Below are 18,342 nucleotides of genomic sequence, written 5' to 3' on the forward strand. Positions count from 1 at the left end.
AGGCAACCTTACGGATCGGCACCCGCTTTACCGACCACCTGCCACATGGACCACGCTGGGCCACACACGTCACTGGAGTAGCCGACCTCACGTGTCTGGCACTCGACTACTTCGAGTGCTAATCTTGCTGGTGCACAGTGATTTCGGTTGCTGTCACAGGGACTGCGACCATGGGAAACATGGGAGGTGAGTTGCTGTGCTTCGCTTCGATCCGTTCAGTGATATCGATTCGATCGCGAAGTCGCTGCTCGGCGCAGACGTAGGCGCCGGCCGAGTTCCTCGTTTCATGCCGATGGACCTCTACCGGGTCAACGATCACTACGTACTCAACGCCGATCTTCCCGGAGTAGATCCAGGAACCGTCGACGTGAGTGTCGATCACGGAATGCTGACGCTCTCTGCCACGCGTACTGCATCGTCGGACGAAAACATGCAGTGGCTCGCTTCGGAGAGGTTCGCCGGGAGCTACCGGCGGCAACTGGCACTCGGAGAGAACATCGATGCCGACCGAATTTCCGCGACGTACAACAACGGCGTTCTGTCCGTCACGATTCCGATTGCCGAGCAGGCAAAGCCTCGACGCATCGAAATCAGCCGAGCAGGAGATTCCGAACAGACGATGATCAACCCAACGCGTGAGCACGACTCCAATCGTTGATCAACTACCCGCACGTCGTACACGGTAGAAGGAGGCGAGGTCCAGGGTCCGAATACGATGTCTTTGATGGTGATCGCCATTCGGTGGTCACCATCTCTTTGTGCAGCACCGATACCGATGCCCCTTCGCACCGGCATTTACACAGTGTTCACCTGCCCCACTTGCAGGCCTTACACAACCAGTCCACTCTCGGGTGACGGTGATTCACCGCATAAGACACATCGCCGAACACACGTCGCATTCGAACGGCGATCACTCCGGACTCAACAAGGTGGACACATATGGATCAGGCAATCATTGCCGCAGATACCGCGTGGATCTTGGCTGCATTCACTGCCGTATCTCTCATGGTTCCCGGACTGGCTCTGTTCTACGGCGGAATGGTCAGTGTCCGAAGCACTCTCAATATGGTCATGATGACCTTCGGCGGCTTTGCCGTTGTCGGCGTTCTCTGGATCATTTTCGGATACTCCGCAGTCCTCGGCAATTCACTGGGCGGACTCGGATTACTCGGCGACCCACTCGAATACATCGGTTTGGGGCAGCTTCTCGAAGCACCCGCCGAACCCGCACTGCCGCCCGCATTGGTGGCAGGATTCCAGCTTCTGTTCGCCGGCATCACCGTCGCACTGATCTCAGGAGCGTTTGCCGACCGCCTCAAGTTCGGCGCCTGGATGATCTTTGCCGGGATCTGGGCCACTCTCGTGTACTTCCCGGTTGCGCATTGGGTATTTGCCTTCGACTCCGCCGACGGCAGCGTCGTCGGCGGCTGGATCGCCAATAAACTTGCCGCAGTGGACTTCGCGGGTGGAACCGCTGTGCACATCAATGCCGGTATCGCCGCACTCGCGGTGATCCTGGTACTCGGTAAGCGTCGTACATTCCCGAACGCGCCACGGCCGCACAGCGTTCCACTGACCATCCTCGGCGCCGGCATCCTGTTCTTCGGCTGGTTCGGGTTCAACGGCGGTTCTGCACTGGCTGCCAACAACAATGCGTCGGTAGTCATCTTGAATACCGTCGCCGCCGCGTGTGCCGGCATCTGTGCCTGGCTCGTCGTCGAAAAGTTCCGCGAGGGTCATGCTACGACGCTCGGCGCTGCTTCCGGGCTGATCGCGGCTCTGGTCGCCATCACCCCTGCGTGTGGTGCAGTCTCACCGATGGGTGCGTTGATCGTCGGTGCAGCAGCAGGCGCGTTGTGCTGCTTCGCCATTTCGTTCAAGTTCAAGCTCGGCTACGACGACGCACTCGACGTGGTCGGGATCCACCTCGTCGGTGGCATCCTCGGCACTCTGCTTGTCGGTTTGCTCGCCGTACCCGAGGCGCCCAGCGGCGCTCAGGGACTGTTCTACGGGGGTGGCCTCGAGCTACTGGGCAAGCAGAGCGTGGCAGTGGCCGCTGTGGTCGCCTACTCGTTTATCGTCACGTTCATCATCGCAAAGGGCATCGACCTCGCGATGGGCCTACGTGTCAACCCGGAAACCGAGTACGAGGGCCTCGACGTGGCTGTTCACGGCGAAACCGCGTACGTCATGGATTCCGTCTCGATGACCAGTTCCACGAAGCACCAACCCGACGCGGTATCTGTTGCCGCCGAATCCATGACCACCAAAGCTGCAACCGCAGTAGAAAGCAGTTCGTAGTCTCGCAGACGTCCCGAAGTGTGCCCCTGCTCTCGACATCGAGCGCAGGGGCACACTGCTGTTCAGCCTTGGTGATTGTCAGGGTAGGCAGTCACTGCCAGGAAGCGAATAGGCAACTGCACCAACTCGTTCGGTCCGTGCAGCCCCTCACCGTCGAGCAGGAGCGAGTCTCCTGGACGCAAGTGATACTCCGAGTCGCCATGGCCGTAGATCATTTCACCTTCGAGCATGTACAGCAGTTCGGTACCGGGATGCTGAAAGAGCGGAAACACTTCACTGGCGTCGGTCAACGTGACAAGAACGGGTTCGAGTCGTTTGTTCTGCCCGCGCAACGCACCGAGCAGTTCGTAATGGTGCCCGACCCGGGTGCCGCGGCCGACGATCTCCGCACCGTGGCCGGCTTCGACGAAGACCGCGTCCCGCTTGGCATCGGCTCCGCGGAAGAGAGAGGTGACCGGCACGTCGAGACCGGCCGCGAGGCGGGCCAGGGTGGAGAGGCTGCAAGACGTCTGGGCATTCTCGATCTTGGACAGCATCGCCTTCGAGATCCCGACTCTCGTAGCCATGTCCCCGACCGACAGACCACTGGCCAACCGGAGCTTGCGCACCTGGGCTGCGATCACCTTCTCGAGGTCGAGGCCGGTCGGAGTGTCCGCAGGAACTTCGCGCTGCTCCGGTGCCGGGTCTCCCGTGTCTCGGTGGACACTGCGCTTCGACGTCGTCATAGGCACAAGCCTAACGGCGCGTCTACTGGGAGTAGACGCGCCGTCACTGATTGTGTGGCTTACATTCGTGTTACATCGCCCCGGGGATCCAGGTGGTGCCGGCTAGCGGCACCCGAGCCATTGCCGAGGCCTCCACTGTCAACGCAACCAGATCCTGCGGTTCGAGATTGCGGAGGTGCGATTTGCCGCAGGCCCGCGCCAGGGTCTGTGCTTCCATCGTCAGAACCCGCAAGTAGTTCGCGAGGCGTCGACCGGCGTCAACCGGATCGAGGTTCTTTGCCAACTCTGGATCCTGAGTGGTGATTCCGGCCGGATCACGCCCCGCCTGAAAATCATCGTAGAACCCGGGAGCAGATCCGATCTCCGCGTACTGCTCCGCAAACCGGGGGTGGTTGTCGCCCAGCGCAATGAGTGCCGCTGTCCCGATGGCAACAGCGTCTGCGCCCAACGCCATCGCCTTGGCAACATCTGCGCCGCTTCGGATTCCGCCGGAGACGATCAACTGCACCGAACCTTCACCGCTCCCACGATGAACGCCCATCTCCTGCAACGCCTGTACTGCTTGTGGAATCGCGGCCAGCGTGGGAATTCCGACGTGTTCGATGAACACGTCCTGAGTGGCAGCCGTCCCACCCTGCATACCGTCCACCACCACGACATCGGCGCCGGCTTTCACGGCAAGTTTCACGTCGTAGTAGGTGCGTGTTGCGCCCACCTTGACGTAGATCGGCTTCTCCCAACCCGTGATCTCACGCAATTCGATGATCTTGATCGCCAAGTCGTCAGGGCCAGTCCAGTCCGGATGGCGGCAGGCGCTTCGCTGGTCCACCCCCATCGGCAGCGTTCGCATTCCGGCAACACGCTCGGTGATCTTCTGTCCCAACAGCATTCCGCCGCCGCCAGGCTTGGCGCCCTGACCGAGCACGATCTCGATGGCATCCGCCTTCCGAAGATCGTCCGGGTTCATGCCGTAACGCGACGGTAGGTACTGGTACACCAGATTCTTGGACTGCCCCCTCTCCTCCGGCGTCATTCCGCCGTCGCCGGTAGTTGTGGATGTGCCCACTTCACTGGCCCCGCGCCCCAGAGCTTCCTTGGCCTGGCCGGACAATGCGCCGAAGCTCATCCCCGCAATCGTGATCGGAATATCCAGGTGCAGCGGAAACTTCGCATGACGGCCGCCGAGCACCACATCGGTGTCACACTTCTCGCGATACCCTTCCAACGGGTACCGCGACATCGACGCGCCGAGGAACAGCAGATCGTCGAAATGCGGCAGCTTTCGCTTTGCGCCCCAGCCGCGGATGTCGTAGATCCCGGTATCTGCTGCCCTCTGGATCTCGTGGATGACCCCGCGGTCGAAGGTCGCGGATTCACGAAGCCATGGTGTGGTTGTGCTCGGAGTGGTCATGGAAGGCTCCTTCGGAGAAAAAGATTCAGTACGCCGAAGCGTTGTCGACGTGGAAGTTGTACAGCGACCGGGCGGAGCCGTAGCGGGTGAACTCACGTGGATCTGCGTCGAATCCGGCTGCGCCCAGCAGTTCCTGAAGCTCGACGAGATGCTCGGGGCGCATCTCCTTCTTGATGCAGTCGGCGCCGAGAGACGCCACGGTTCCGCGAACGTAGATCCGAGCTTCGTACAGCGAATCTCCCAACGCTTCACCGGCATCTCCGAGAACAACCAGCCGACCGGCCTGCCCCATGAACGCGCTCATGTGTCCGATGTTTCCACCGACCACGATGTCGACACCCTTCATCGAAATACCGCAGCGCGCAGCAGCATTGCCTTCCACCACCAACAGTCCGCCGTGGGCCGTCGCACCCGCGGACTGCGACGCGTCGCCGCGTATCCGCACTGTCCCCGACATCATGTTCTCGGCAACTCCGACACCGGCGTTTCCGTTGACGGTCACCGAGGCCTGCTGATTCATCCCGGCGCAGTAGTAGCCGACGTGCCCGTCGATTGTGACGTCTATCGGCTGATTCAATCCGCACGCGAGTGCATGCTTACCGGCCGGACGACTCACGCTCACGCTGCTCGGAGCCTCGGTGGACTGAAGTGCGGCGTTGAAATCTCGGGTTTCGGTGATGTCGAGATCAAAAGATTTGGTAGAGAGCGTGACCGGTGCGGAATCTACCGGAACTGCTGTCATCGGTGCCATACGTAAACCTCTTCCGGCTCTGGTTCGAAAATGTGTGCCTGGTCGATTCCGGGCAATCCCGCGAGTGCGCGGTATTCGGAGGCCATCGCGACGTACTGATCCGTCTCGGCGACGATCGCAGGCTTGCAGGCAATCGGATCACGCACTACTGCAAAGGAATCACTGGTCGAGACCAGCAGGGTGTAAAACCCGTCGAATCGCTCACCCAACAGTCGGAGCGCCTTCTCGAGGTCGACACCTTCGGAGAGTTGCTTGGCTACGAACCTCGCACCTACCTCCGTGTCGTTCTCACTGTCGAAGACCACACCTTCCGATTCGAGTTCACGTTTCATCGTCAGGTGATTGGAGAACGACCCGTTATGTACGAGGCATTGGTCCGGGCCGACGGCGAAGGGATGTGAACCTGCCGCCGTCACAGCCGATTCCGTTGCCATACGGGTATGCGCAACACCTTGCCACCCCGACGCCGACGGCAAGCCGAATCCACGCGCCAACTCGAGCGGGTTGCCCATTCCCTTCAGAACGGTGACATCCTCACCGAATCCGATGATCACCGCTGCGGGGAGCGTCTCACGGACTGCCGCCAGAAGAACGTCAGTCGGAACGGCGGCGTGGATGACGGTGGTGGGATCCGCCTCGAGTACGGTCACCGCAGCACCCACCGACTCGGTGAGACTGTCCGCCAAGAACACAGCGTCTGATCCCGCACCGAGTACCGACACCGAACTGTGCCCGGCCGGTGACCACGTCGGGTCTCCGTAGATCGCCATACCGGCAGAATCCGGTCCACGATCCACCATTTCGCCCAGCATTCCGGTGAGCAGTTCACCGAGGCGGGGATACAGCGAGGGCTCTCTCAGATGAAGCCCGACAATGCCACACATGGGCAGTCTCCTTGTCTCTTGCGAAGGAATACGAGAATCAGAACGCGGTGAGGTAGTTGTCCACTTCCCAGGGAGTTACCGTGTTGTGCCACTGGAAGAACTCTTCACGCTTGAGGGTCGTGAAGTACCCAGCCACGTCGGCGCCCGCAGAATTCAGCGCCCCGGTCACCACGGGGTCTGCGGCCAAGGCATCCATGGCGTGCAGCAACGTCATCGGCAGCGAATCCGACGTCGATGCGCCTCCCGGTTCGCCTGGGTCCAGTTCGCGCCGAATACCGTCCAGACCGGCTGCGATCGTCGCGGCGGCGGCAAGGTACGGGTTGGCAGAGCCGTCACCACCACGCAGTTCGACGCGGTTGCGATCGGGAACCCGGAGATAGTGTGTGCGATCGTTGCCGCCGTACGTCGCATGCCGCGGTGACCACGTTGCGCCACTGGTCGTTGCGGTGGCCCCGGTTCTCTTGTACGAGTTGACCGTCGGGGCAATCACTCCTTGGAGTGCACACGCATGGTCGAGAATTCCGGCGATGAAGGAGTATGCGGTCGACGACAATCCGAGGCCTCGCTCGTCCGTCGAATCCGGGAATGCCGATTCTCCGTCTCGCCAGAGCGAGAGATGCATATGCATGCCGCTCCCCGTACGGTCGGCGAAGGGCTTCGGCATGAATGTTGCAGTCATACCGCGTTCTTCGGCAAGGACGGAGATCAGGTAGCGCAACGTGATCACTCGGTCGGCGGTGGTCATCGCATCCGAGTAGTTGAAATTCTGTTCGAACTGCCCGTTTCCGTCCTCGTGGTCGTTGGCGTAGTTTCCCCACCCCAGCTTGTTCATGGCAGTAGAAATCGACGTCAGGTGCTCGTACATGCGGGTGACATCGCGGGCGTCGTAGCACGGTTGGCGTGAGGTATCGAGAGTGTCTGCGGTGCGCAGGGCTCCGCTCTCGTCCTTGTCCACGAGGAAGTACTCGATCTCCGCTCCTACGTTCACGTCCAAGCCCATCTCCGCGGCCTCCGCGAGCACGGATCGCAGCATCACTCTCGGTGCGTAAGGCCAAGGCTTACCCTCGACATGCGGATCGCAGTGCACCAGCGCAAGGCCGGGCCGGATAAATGGAATAGGTGTGTAAGAGGTTGGGTCGGGGATCGCCACGAGATCGGGATCCTTCGGCTCCTGCCCCATCGCGCCGGCTGCGTAACCCGCAAATCCGACGCCCTCTGTCTGCAGTTCTTCCACCGATTCGATCGGCACCAACTTCGCGCACGGTTTACCGGCGAGATTGACGAATACCGCGAGGATGAATCGTGTTCCGTCGGCCCGCGCTCGCGTTGCCAGGTCCATCGGGCGCTCACCTGTCACTGCATCCGGGATTGCCTGGGGCACTGCATGCAACTCTGCCGCTGTTTCATTCAGTTCGGCGGTGTCGATCGCCATCGAGACTCCTAGTTTCACGCAGGGCCCTAGTTCCACCCAACGTGGTCGGCTATTCCGGTTTCACTGGGTGAATCACTGTCATCTAACAGGAAACAAGGTTGATATGTCCATCTCGTTACGCCCAAGTGAGGTTGTGATGACGGCACCGTCGGCACTGGTGAATTTCTAATCAAGTTGCAGCAAAACAGATTACGGAGATTTTGTTTACCGCCACGTAACCGAAAATCAGTTTCCTCTCATTACAGTAAGTTTCACGTCAGCGATCACATCCCTGCGATCGGACGCTCTTTCAACCATCCCATTCCCTCAGGAGCACCGATGAGCATTTCTACGACGTCCACCACACCGGCAGAGTTCCGCGTCACCGCAGACTTCTGGGCAGACCTCCCCCAGATGCCCGAATCCGAGTACCCCGGCACCAAGGGATTCATCGACGACGTCTACTCCAATCCAGACGGTTCAGCGATGTCCGCGGGCTACTTCGAATTGATCCAGACCGACGCTCCACTCGACTACCTCTACGAATACGACGAAATGAAGGTGGTCCTCGAAGGCGAGTTCGTTCTCGAAAACCTTGATACCGGCCAAGTGAGTGTCGCGAAGGCCAAAGATGCGATCTTCTTCCCCAAGGGTTCGCGCATCAGGTTCACCACCCCCGATCGCGCGCTGGCCTACTACGTCGGCCACCGCTCGTTCGCACCGTAAGCCAACCGTCGTGAGTGTCTGTGCCCGGTCGACCAGCGTTCCGCGCTGGGACGCCGAACGGCTTCTCAGCGATCCGGACGGACGCTACTTCACCGTCGTCTCCTTCGGCGACCGCGCGCACACCGATGCTGCTCAGGTGGTCGGAGAACACTCCGGCCACCGGGTCAGCTGGCTGAAACTCGGGCCGCAGTGGAGCGCCGCGACATCGGCGGTGTTGCAGCGGGAGTTCGCTGCCGCGAGAGTGGGTTGGCGATTGATCGTGATCGGCGCCGAAATCGAAGTACTACAGGCACGTTCGGTGGCAATCGCCGCCGGCGCCATACCCGCAGAGATCCTGACGTACGTCACAGGCGACGCGCAACGTCGCGTCTACTGCGTGCATTGCCGGCACGTTCACCAAACAGATACACCTGTCGGAGCGCTCAGCCCCTGTCCGCGATGCCGTACCGACTTGTTTGTCTACCACCATGTATCCCGTAGGTACGGAGCCTATCTCGGGTTCATGGCCGATGCCGAGGAGCAATGATGACCGCAACAACGGACGCACCTGGCGTCACAGACACCAAGTCGTTGACCTTGGTGCTGACAGAGGCCACCATGCTCTGCGACGGTGTCCGATCTCTCCGCCTCGAAAGCGCCGACGGCTCAACACTTCCGTCCTTCACGCCCGGGAGTCACCTTGTTCTCGACTGCGGTACAACACCCCAGGGAATGCCGCGGCGCAATTCGTATTCGATGACCGGGCCGGAACTCGAACCGGATCACTATTGCGTTTCGGTCCAGCTGGATCGAGGCGGTAGAGGTGGATCACGCTGGATTCACGACTTGGAGATCGGCACGAGTATCCGCACGTCGCGCCCGCGCAGTGTGTTCGCTCCGGTACTCACGGCACGGCATCACTTGCTGGTTGCCGGCGGAATCGGTGTGACGCCGATACTGTCGCACGCGCGGGCCGCCGCACAATGGGGTCGATCCTTCACCGTCCTGTACGTGTGGCGGGGAACCGACGCAGCGCACCTGGCCGAACTGCGCGAACTGTGCGGATCACGTCTGCACGTCTTCTCCTCACGCCAGGAGTTGTGGGCCCACCTGGGGCCGGCTCTGCTGAAACAACCACTGGGCACCCACCTGTACACGTGCGGCCCCAGCGCGATGATCGACGCCGTCGAGGGTGCCGCCAAAGCAGCGGGATGGCCGAGTGCCCGCATTCACTACGAACGTTTCGGCGGCGTGGAGCTGGACCCCGGACAACCGTTTACCGTCGCATTGCGCGGCAGCGGACAAGAGTTCGACGTACCTTCCGGAACAAGTGTCCTCGAGACCCTCGAACAACACGGCATCACCATCCCCAATCTCTGCCGTCAAGGAGTATGCGGAGAGTGCCGAATACCGGTGGCAGACGGGAGCATTGCACATCGCGATTTATATCTGACCGACGAGGAGAAATCCCGTGGCAGATCGATGATGGCCTGTGTATCGCGGGCCGAGGGATCACGATTGGAGTTGAACTTGTGAACGCATCGGCAGAACTACTCGACGTGCCCACTCGAATTGCGAATTTCCCGTTCCCTTTTGCCAAGGACTCGTACCGCTACAGCACCAACGTCGAACCTGCCGGGACACCTGCAAGAACGGCCGCCGGCGAGTGGGGCAAACACACGATCGAGATCGACGAGAACTACCATCACGAATTGGCCGAGCGAACAAGGATATTGACTTCGGATGCCAGTCGATATCAGAGTCTGCCCCACATGATGCCGGCGCAGTGGGACGCCATGATCTCGATCATGCGCATGCTCGCCGAGAGCTATCCGGACTCCATGAGTCTCGAACGCGACGGCGCGGCTTGGATCTGGCGAAACGGATTGCTCGATACCGAGCAACGGTTTGTCGTCGGCGATCTCGGTACGCTTCCGATCGACCCACTTCGGTTTGCCACCAACCAGATTCAGGAAGATGTCGTCCTCCTCGATCAGCGAGAAGGACAACTCTGGGGTGACGCCGGTGTAGTTACCTTCGCAGCTGATTGGTCATTGCGATTCGACGTCGGTATGAGCTTTCTGCAGATCCACGGCCCGGTACCTCGCGTGCATGCTGAGGGTGTTGTCTCCCGCGCCCAGAGTTTTCTCATGCGCCTCGAACCCGGTGAGCGATACCGCCGAACCAACTGGACCTTGACCGTCGACGGCAAACTCGACACCTCCACCGAGACGTATCCGCAGTGGGGACCCGACCGAACCAGCCTGGCACAGGGACCACTCGAGGATGTCGGCGACCGACTGTTCCTCCGCGTCGAGGTACAGCACCTGATTCGCTTGGCAACCTCCGGATCGATCATGTTTCTCATCCGGAGTTACCTTCTGCCACTGCGAGATATCGCATCGGTTCCCGTCTGGGCTCGGCGTCTACACGCAGTGCTCGACGACCTGCCGGAAGACATGGCCGACTACAAAGGGATTACCAAAACCCGCGGACCGGCAATGGACTGGCTGCGCGCGCATGCAGGAGTGGGCTCGTGACCGCAATCCCGGAACTGGACAGTGCCGGGCGTGAGTTTCTCCTCATCTCACTCGGCGGGTGTCCCGACGGTCGAAACACCGTGATCGACTGGGCAACCGAGGCAATCGCCGCCGGGCGATCGGTGACTGTTCACGTTCAGAATCAACTCGATCTCTCGCGCATCGAGCAGTCGGTGGCAGGTTGCCACACCGGTGCCCGCATTGCCGTTGCCGGTCCAGAGTACGACGTGATGCAGGCACTGGCCGCCATACGTGCCTGCGGCGCACTGCCATGCGAAGTGCGATCCAGCGTCACGAGCACGGGAACAATTTCGCTCTTCTGCCCACATTGCGCACACACCCATCGGGTCGAGACCCGTCCCGGCTCGGCACACGAATGCCCTTCGTGCCGACTACTACTCGATATCCGGGTACACAGAAATTCACATCACGGGAGCTACCTCGGCTCCGTCGCCGCGTAACACCGCCTTTCCACTCGAGGAGTGCAGTTGTGAGTGATCTGAAAACCTTGCCGTGGCCGTTCCCCGACGAAGACCGAACCTTTCGCTACGGCGTCAACGTTCAACCGGCACCGCGGTTGACGACAACCCTGGCGGGCGAGTGGGGTGAACACGTCGTTGATCTCGGCGACGACTACCGCTACATGATGCAGCTACGACGCGACATCCTCGATCGGGATCCGGGCCGGGCACAGATGCTGCCGCACATGATGCCGGCGTGCTGGGATGTCATGCTGTTTCTCATGCGTCAACTCGCCGCGTCCTATCCGGTTTCGATGTCGTTGGAAGGCAGAGGCAATCGCTATCGCTGGACCAATCGGCTACTGGGGATCGAACAGACCTTCAGACTCGGCGACCTGTCCACCCTTCCCGAAGACCCACTGACATTCATCGGTTGCCAGGTACCCGACGATATTCTGCTGCTCACCGAACGCGACGACCAATTGTGGTTCGACGCCGCACTGGTCACCTCGTCTGCCGACTGGTCCGTGAAATTCGATATCGGAATGAGTTTCGACGAGATTCACGTACCGGTTCCTGGGTTGACCGCAGGTGGCGTAACCGGCAGAGCCCAGAGTTTCATGCGGATGCTGACAACAGAGCAGATCTATCGCCGGGTGAACTGGACGTTCTCCGCCGTCGGTTCCCGGTTGCGTGACACCAGCCTCGAAACGATGCCACAGTGGATGCACGACATGCCGGAGTTGATCTCCCAGAAAGACTGGGGCCGAATCCAACTCCGCATCGAACTCGAACACCTGATCCGACTTCCCTTGACCGGAGCACTGGTCTTCAATATCCGCACGTACCTGGCCCCGCTGTCGGACATCGCCGCAATCCCACAATGGGCGGAGCAATTGGCGGCCATAGTGACCGAACTACCTCAGGAAATAGCCGAATACAAAGGTATCGACGGTTACCGCATGGAAGCAATGGCGTGGCTACGTGCACAATCCGAGTTGCTCGCTGCGACGGGCTGAGCGTTCGCTTACAGTCGGAGAATGGACATCCTCTCGAGCACGGTGAACGACGTACCGCTGAGCATCGCCCGACCCGAATCGCCTGCCACGCAGAAACCTGCGGTGATCGTGCTGCAGGAGGCCTGGGGCGTCAACGCTCATATCGAGAGCATCCTGTTACGCCTCGCCGACGCCGGATACCTTGCGGTCGCTCCGCACCTCTACCACCGTGGATCACAGTCGTTCTTCACCGATTTTCCATCGGCCAAGAATTCTCTCATGGCGCTGAACAGCGAGGGGATCGGTCACGACGTACGTGCCGCCGTCGCGTACTGCAAGTCCGAGGGAGCCGGCAAGGTCGGCTCCCTCGGATTCTGCATGGGTGGCACCGCGTCACTGTGGTGCGCCACTGTTCCTCTTGTCGATGCCGCGGTCACCTACTACGGCGGCGCGGTTGCCGAAGCACGATGGTCAGGAATCGCTGCCGGGACCGAACTTGCTGCCCAACTGAAGGTTCCGTGGCTCGGCCATTACGGCGACCTCGACACCGGTATCCCGCCGGAGAGCGTCGAACAATTACGCGAGGCCGCCTCCGAACTCGCCCGGGTGTACCGGTATGCCGACGCAGGCCACGCGTTCAACAACGACACCGCCGGCGACCACTACAACCCCGACGCTGCAACACTCGCCTGGTCACGCACTATGGAGTTTTTCGCCGAGACTCTGTGACGCTGAGTTTCGGTCAGGGAACGCGCCCTGAAGGTCGGTGCGAACACACGTCGTGCTCGCACCGACCGTTTCTGCCGCAGTCAGGATCCGGCGCGGATCCATTCCTCGAGGTGCGGCGCCTCGGTACCGATTGTGGTGCCGTCACCGTGACCGGTGTGAACCGTGGTCTCGGCAGGTAGGGCAAACAGCTTGTCGCGGATCGATCCGATGATGGTCGGGAAATCGGAGTACGAGCGCCCCGTTGCACCGGGTCCACCGGAGAACAAGGTGTCGCCGCTGAACAGTTCCCCCGCCTCGGGCAGGTAGAGGCAGGTCGATCCCGGCGAATGGCCCGGCGTGTGCATGGCCAGAATATCGGTGCCTGCCACCGAGATTCGCTGCCCGTCTTCCAAACTCAGGTGCTTGACGCCTGGATGTGTCATCTCCCAGAGGACGTCGTCAGCCGGATTCAGGTAGATCGGAGCGTCGAGCTTCTCGGACAGTTCCGGCGCAACGGTGACGTGATCGTTGTGTCCGTGCGTACACACGATTCCGACAACCTTGCGGCCGGCAACGGCGTCGATGATGGGCTGCGCGGTGTGCGCGGCGTCCACGACAACCACCTCGTTGTCGTCACCGATCAGCCAGATGTTGTTGTCCACGTCCCACGTTCCGCCGTCGAGGCTGAACGAACCTGATGTGACGACGCGATCGACTCGCAAGGTCACAGGACCACCACCGAGCGCAGGACCTCGCCACGGTGCATCGTCTCGAAGGCCTTCTCGACCTCGTCGAGCTTGATGCGCTCGCTGACGAACTTCTCGAGCGGCAGACGCCCCTGCTGGTACAGATCGACCAGGACCGGGAAGTCACGCTCGGGCAGGCAGTCTCCGTACCACGACGACTTGAGTGCGCCACCGCGAGAGAAGAAGTCGACAAGCGGCATCTCGAGGGTCATGTCCGGCGTCGGAACACCCACCAGCACTACAGTTCCCGCGAGGTCACGCGCGTAGAAGGCCTGCTTCCACGTCTCCGGGCGTCCAACTGCGTCAACGACGACATCTGCGCCGAAACCACCGGTCAGCTCCTGAACAGCTTCGACAACGTCGTCGACCTCGGTGGCGTTGATCGTGTGGGTTGCACCAAGTTCTGTGGCCCACTCCAGCTTTCGCGGATCACGGTCGATGGCGATGATGGTGTTGGCGCCGGCCAGACGCGAACCCATGATGGCGGCGTCGCCGACACCACCGCAGCCGATGACAGCCACCGAGTCGCCGCGGCCGACGTTGCCGGTGTTCATGGCGGCACCCATACCGGCCATGACACCGCAACCGAGCAGACCGACAACAGCTGGATCAGCCGACGCATCGACCTTGGTGCACTGGCCTTCGTGGACAAGGGTCTTGTCGGCAAACGCGCCAATCCCGAGGGCCGGCGTCAGTTCGGTTCCGTCTTCGAGGGTCATCTTCTGCTCGGCGTTGAAGGTGTCGAAGCAGTACTGGGGGCGTCCGCGCTTACATGCACGGCACTGCCCGCAGACGGCGCGCCAGTTCAGAACGACGAAGTCGCCGACCTCGACGTGCGTGACTCCCGCGCCGACGCTCTCGACGATGCCCGACGCCTCGTGCCCGAGAAGGAACGGGTATTCGTCGTTGATGCCGCCGTCGCGGTAGGTGAGGTCGGTGTGGCACACGCCGCACGCTGCGATGGCAACAACCACCTCGTTGGCACCGGGATCGGGAATCGTGATGGGAACGATTTCGACGGGGGCACCCTTGGATCGGGCGATAACGCCGCGTACCTGCTGTGGCATGGCTCTGCTCCTGGCTTGTGCGTTTTCGGACATGTCGTCACATAGCAATATATGAACGCACTACGAGGTTAACCCGAATACCCGAGCTGGAACCCTAGCCGAAATAACTGACCGACCTATCCGAAGAGCTAGGGAGCTGGTTTGACGCCGGCTTCCGCGCCTACAGCCGCGGCAGCACCGCGGCTGTCGACGCCCAGTTTCTTGAGAACTCCCGCGACGTGAAATTTCACGGTGCTCTCACTGACACCGAGACGCTCGGAGATCGCCTTGTTCCGACGACCCGCGACCAGGTGCTCGAGCACCTCGATTTCTCGCGGACCCAGATCGGACAGCGTGTGGTCGACGGGCGTCGCGGCAACCACGTCGAGCGGAATGGTGGCACTGATCCGGCTGCCCCAACCTGTAGTCGACTCCGAATCTATTGTTCCGCCCAACGTCTCTACCCGCGAACGCAATTGGCGTTCCAGATCGGCAACGTCGGCTTCGCCTCGCCCGTCGTCGCGGATGTCGATCAACAGAGCGGAACCGTCGAGGCTCCACTCGACCCGAATCCGCGACAGCGTGTGTTGATCCGCAAGAGCAAGCACCGCACCTCGCACCACCGCCCGCGCGCCGTGCGCAACTTCACCGGGAAGTCCACGCCCCTCGACCGGCGGTTCCACCAGTTCCAACTCGACGTTGCGGTGTTTGAGCAGTGATCGCAACTCCCCGCGCATCCGCGCAAAAGCCGTGGTGATTGCCTCTTCCGCCAGTTCCCGATGGACGTCGACAGCGGACCGCAACCGGATCAACGCCGACGACGTGGTCTCCCTGGCAGCTGTTCGCGCCCGAGTATCGTCGAGATCATCCGAACGCAACGTTGCCAGGACGGTCTCCAGCGTCGCCGCGTGAACCTCGGTCATCTCGGCAACCGTGCGCGCGCGTTCCGACGACGCGGCCCGCGACTCCGCCAAATAAGCCGGGCTGGCATTGCGGACCTGCAGTTGAATGCCGGTCGCGACCACCCCGAACAGTGCTGCCGTCAACTCGAGCGCCGTTGCCCAAGTTGCCGTCGAGCGCGGCATCAAGACCAGTACCGTGTCTGTCCGATCGAGAACAGCAACCACTTCACGCTCCCGGCCGGCAACCGCCAGTTGCCCCCGAAAGATCTGTCCCACAGCAAGATCGGTACGGATACGATCAAGTTCGGCGATGGTGACTCGATCGACGACTGCCGGATCTCCAGCCACCTTGCGTGGCCGGCCGGTGCATTCACGTGTGAAGATCACGAGCGCGGTGTGCGGCACCAGATCAGTGAGCAACGCCGAGAATCGGCGGCCGATCTCGGGCAGCGGACCCACCAGTACGTCGCGCAGGTCGGAGATGAGGGTGGGGAATTGTTCGGCGGTGCTCACCGTTCAACGATAGCCACTCGCTTTTACAGCGTCGTTTTCATCAACATCACGTTGTAGTCCGACCACGTCGTAGCAAGGAAGTACAAATCCTGCCCCTGAGACCACGGATGCATATACGCGCCGTAGAGGCCAGGGACGGCGCCCGGTTCGATCACGATGTCGGGGGCACTCCACGGGCCGGTCAGTTGGTCGGCGGTGCGCAACACCAGAGCACCCCATTCGTTCGAGTACATCGCAACGAACTTTCCGAGATAGTTGTTGTACTGCACCGACAGTTCGCTGACGTCGCCGTCGAGAACCGGCGTCGCTACATCGGGTTTGTTTGGCACCCAAGCCTTTCCGTCCCAGTATTCGTACGCCGCGACGTCTATGATCGACTCTTCCTTCACGCGCGAAAGTCGCGCTTCGCCGAACCTGCCCGACGGTGTCCCGAAGTTGTAGACATACCCACCGTCCTTGACGAAGGACCCCATCTGGAAGTTGGCGTTACCGGTCAACGGCAGGTTCGGACGCGCCGACGCCGGTTCCACCTGCCACGTTTCGCCGTTGTCCCGGGAGGACGCGATCTGCGAGAAATTTGTCACCCATTCTCCTGATCCTCCCCACGACCGCACCGACATGTAGTTGACGTACTGCACGCCACCCACCGCGATACCCGTCGTAGGAATGCTGCTGGTTTCGACTCCGGTGACTTTGAGGCTGTCAATGATTTCGCGGGAGCGATTGGGGCGATCGACCGGTGAGGAGTCGATATTCATGCCGTCACTGAGAATGCCGTCGGCGCTGCGAAAGAGGACGTTGCTTCGCCAGTCACCCACAACGCCGCCGCACGTCGGGTCCGAATTCAATCCGACCGTATCGCCGAAGACCGTCAGAACCTGGCCTGCGCCGTTGTCCCACATGATCCCGAGATCGGTGCCGAGCACATTGAACCGTTCGACCGTCTGATTGGGGCTGAGCGCTCCGGTGATGTATTCGACCGCAGACGTGCGGCCTTGCATGTCGGGGAGATTCCCGTCGGTTCCGTTGAGCCACGGAATCGGGTTGGTCGGCCCACCTGACTTGTCGAAGATCGCCGAGATATTGCAACCCCACGGCGAGGCCTGGGCTGTTGTTGTGACAACGCCGGCGGGCACAAAGGCACAGGCCAATGCGACTACCGGCAATTTCCATGACTGTCTCATCGCTCCCCTTTCGCGGGGAGGATGCCCCGAAGAGAGGCGAACGTAACTTCGCTTCTATTCCGCGGCCTCTACTCGGGCACCGACGGCGTGAAGTATCACGATGTGCGGACCCCAGGGCACCAACGCGTCGACCGCACGCTCGAGGTCGTCGACAGGCGGCAGATCCTGCGGTCCCAGTACTTCGATCACCGCGGTGTGCGCCTGCCACGTGACGGACCCGACTTGAACGCCCGGAACTCCGGCCAGCCACTCTTCGGCGGCATCATGGATCTGGCTCGCCCACAACGAAGCCAGAGAATTCACCACCATCGGGATGGCAACAACAACCAAGGCCGACGCCAACACCAGGTAGACCCGTCGATGTCCCGCGGCAGCTGCCCCTGATTCGCGCGCATAACCGGCGATCACCAGCACCACCGTCGCCGTGATCACCATGGCAACGACATTCGACGCAAACAGGATCAGCGCACCCAACGCAAGCGACGGTGCACCCGAACCGAGACACACACCCACAACGGCAAGGGGCGGAACCAGTGAAATCGCGATCGCCACGCCGGGGAGCACGTCACCGACATCGCGCCGGGTAATCGCGATCGACCCGGCAAACCCTGTGGCGATGGCCGCCGCGAGATCCGTCAACGTCGGGGTGGTTCGTCCGGTCACCTGAGAGTTGGACAGCACACTCGTCGGGTTGAGCAGAACAAGGGAAAACAGAAAACCGAGAGCAACGACAACAACGAGCCCACCCGCGACGTACACAACACTGCGGGCAATGAGCGCGCCCCGACCGGTAACGATGCCGAGGCCGATCCCCAGAATCGGCGTGGACAACGGAGCGACGATCATCGCCCCGATCACAGTGGCCGTCGAGTCACCCACAACCCCGGCGCTCGCGATCATCCCGGAGAGAACGAGCATTATCCAGAACGCGGAACGTTTGGCCGCCTTGTCTCCGGTGGAGAGATCCAGCCGATCATCGAGTTCTTCGAGGCTGCGACGCTGGCTGTCCGGAATCAGAAATGAGCGCATAGCCGATCCTTTCGGACAAGAACCCGG

General features: G+C 61.3%; 19 protein-coding genes. 9 read left to right on the plus strand and 10 right to left on the minus strand.

Annotated elements, in window-relative coordinates:
* Nucleotides 1-196 precede the first annotated feature (196 nt).
* Together R4P64_RS01380 and R4P64_RS01385 are read left to right on the plus strand one after the other, a co-directional pair.
* Nucleotides 197-658 (plus strand): Hsp20/alpha crystallin family protein, encoded by a 462-nt coding sequence (locus tag R4P64_RS01380; protein ID WP_033233599.1) that lies wholly within the window; start codon nt 197-199, stop codon nt 656-658.
* Nucleotides 659-939: 281 nt separating this feature from the next.
* Complete coding sequence (locus R4P64_RS01385) at nt 940-2,301, plus strand: ammonium transporter (RefSeq protein ID WP_033233600.1); 1,362 nt, start codon at nt 940-942, stop codon at nt 2,299-2,301.
* A 62-nt stretch (nt 2,302-2,363) separates the two neighbouring features.
* Here R4P64_RS01385 and R4P64_RS01390 read toward each other — a convergent pair whose 3' ends face one another.
* The 5 genes from R4P64_RS01390 to glnT form a co-directional block, all read right to left on the minus strand.
* Nucleotides 2,364-3,026, minus strand: a complete 663-nt coding sequence (locus tag R4P64_RS01390) for a helix-turn-helix domain-containing protein (protein ID WP_045065415.1) — start codon at nt 3,024-3,026, stop codon at nt 2,364-2,366.
* Between the two features lie 70 nt (nt 3,027-3,096).
* Nucleotides 3,097-4,437, minus strand: coding sequence for an FMN-binding glutamate synthase family protein (locus R4P64_RS01395; RefSeq protein ID WP_317818962.1), 1,341 nt, complete (start codon nt 4,435-4,437; stop codon nt 3,097-3,099).
* A gap of 25 nt (nt 4,438-4,462) precedes the next feature.
* Nucleotides 4,463-5,188 (minus strand): protein glxC, encoded by a 726-nt coding sequence (locus R4P64_RS01400; RefSeq protein ID WP_092804473.1) that lies wholly within the window; start codon nt 5,186-5,188, stop codon nt 4,463-4,465.
* On the minus strand, nt 5,176-6,072 hold the full coding sequence (locus R4P64_RS01405) for a class II glutamine amidotransferase (RefSeq protein ID WP_045065419.1): 897 nt from the start codon (nt 6,070-6,072) through the stop codon (nt 5,176-5,178). The genes R4P64_RS01400 and R4P64_RS01405 overlap by 13 nt, the downstream gene beginning before the upstream one ends.
* 37 nt (nt 6,073-6,109) lie before the next feature.
* Entirely contained in the window at nt 6,110-7,504 is a 1,395-nt protein-coding gene (gene glnT, locus R4P64_RS01410) for a type III glutamate--ammonia ligase (RefSeq protein WP_045065421.1), read from the minus strand.
* Between the two features lie 318 nt (nt 7,505-7,822).
* Here glnT and R4P64_RS01415 point away from each other — a divergent pair, with 318 nt between their 5' ends.
* From R4P64_RS01415 to R4P64_RS01445, 7 genes are read left to right on the plus strand one after another with little or no spacing between them, the layout of a single operon-like run.
* Entirely contained in the window at nt 7,823-8,209 is a 387-nt protein-coding gene (locus R4P64_RS01415) for a cupin domain-containing protein (RefSeq protein WP_045065424.1), read from the plus strand.
* A 10-nt stretch (nt 8,210-8,219) separates the two neighbouring features.
* Nucleotides 8,220-8,735, plus strand: coding sequence for a dimethylamine monooxygenase subunit DmmA family protein (locus R4P64_RS01420; RefSeq protein ID WP_317818963.1), 516 nt, complete (start codon nt 8,220-8,222; stop codon nt 8,733-8,735).
* Nucleotides 8,735-9,724 (plus strand): PDR/VanB family oxidoreductase, encoded by a 990-nt coding sequence (locus R4P64_RS01425; protein WP_317818964.1) that lies wholly within the window; start codon nt 8,735-8,737, stop codon nt 9,722-9,724. Before R4P64_RS01420 ends, R4P64_RS01425 begins: the two co-directional genes overlap by 1 nt.
* Nucleotides 9,721-10,728, plus strand: a complete 1,008-nt coding sequence (locus R4P64_RS01430; RefSeq protein WP_317818965.1) for a DUF3445 domain-containing protein — start codon at nt 9,721-9,723, stop codon at nt 10,726-10,728. The genes R4P64_RS01425 and R4P64_RS01430 overlap by 4 nt, the downstream gene beginning before the upstream one ends.
* A complete protein-coding gene (locus tag R4P64_RS01435) occupies nt 10,725-11,189 on the plus strand; it encodes a dimethylamine monooxygenase subunit DmmA family protein (RefSeq protein WP_219110316.1) in 465 nt (154 codons plus the stop codon). The genes R4P64_RS01430 and R4P64_RS01435 overlap by 4 nt, the downstream gene beginning before the upstream one ends.
* Nucleotides 11,190-11,218: 29 nt before the next feature.
* The gene (locus R4P64_RS01440) at nt 11,219-12,208 is read left to right on the plus strand and encodes a DUF3445 domain-containing protein (protein ID WP_317818966.1); all 990 of its coding nucleotides are present in this window, start codon (nt 11,219-11,221) and stop codon (nt 12,206-12,208) included.
* Nucleotides 12,209-12,229: 21 nt separating this feature from the next.
* A complete protein-coding gene (locus tag R4P64_RS01445) occupies nt 12,230-12,916 on the plus strand; it encodes a dienelactone hydrolase family protein (protein WP_317818968.1) in 687 nt (228 codons plus the stop codon).
* An 80-nt stretch (nt 12,917-12,996) separates the two neighbouring features.
* Here R4P64_RS01445 and R4P64_RS01450 read toward each other — a convergent pair whose 3' ends face one another.
* The 5 genes from R4P64_RS01450 to R4P64_RS01470 form a co-directional block, all read right to left on the minus strand.
* The gene (locus R4P64_RS01450; RefSeq protein WP_092804491.1) at nt 12,997-13,623 is read right to left on the minus strand and encodes an MBL fold metallo-hydrolase; all 627 of its coding nucleotides are present in this window, start codon (nt 13,621-13,623) and stop codon (nt 12,997-12,999) included.
* Nucleotides 13,620-14,708 carry an S-(hydroxymethyl)mycothiol dehydrogenase gene (locus R4P64_RS01455; RefSeq protein WP_033233613.1) on the minus strand — a complete coding sequence of 363 codons (1,089 nt, stop codon included), beginning with the start codon at nt 14,706-14,708 and terminating at the stop codon, nt 13,620-13,622. The genes R4P64_RS01450 and R4P64_RS01455 overlap by 4 nt, the downstream gene beginning before the upstream one ends.
* Before the next feature lie 128 nt (nt 14,709-14,836).
* A complete protein-coding gene (locus R4P64_RS01460; protein WP_317818970.1) occupies nt 14,837-16,102 on the minus strand; it encodes a response regulator transcription factor family protein in 1,266 nt (421 codons plus the stop codon).
* A gap of 23 nt (nt 16,103-16,125) precedes the next feature.
* Nucleotides 16,126-17,286 (minus strand): DUF4185 domain-containing protein, encoded by a 1,161-nt coding sequence (locus tag R4P64_RS01465; RefSeq protein ID WP_317818972.1) that lies wholly within the window; start codon nt 17,284-17,286, stop codon nt 16,126-16,128.
* Nucleotides 17,287-17,340: 54 nt separating this feature from the next.
* Nucleotides 17,341-18,315 (minus strand): TIGR00341 family protein, encoded by a 975-nt coding sequence (locus R4P64_RS01470; protein WP_092804499.1) that lies wholly within the window; start codon nt 18,313-18,315, stop codon nt 17,341-17,343.
* Between the last annotated feature and the right edge of the window lie 27 nt (nt 18,316-18,342).

Origin of the sequence: Rhodococcus sp. IEGM 1366, assembly GCF_033142425.1 — a bacterium.
GTDB classification, from domain to species: Bacteria; Actinomycetota; Actinomycetes; order Mycobacteriales; family Mycobacteriaceae; genus Rhodococcus_F; species Rhodococcus_F globerula.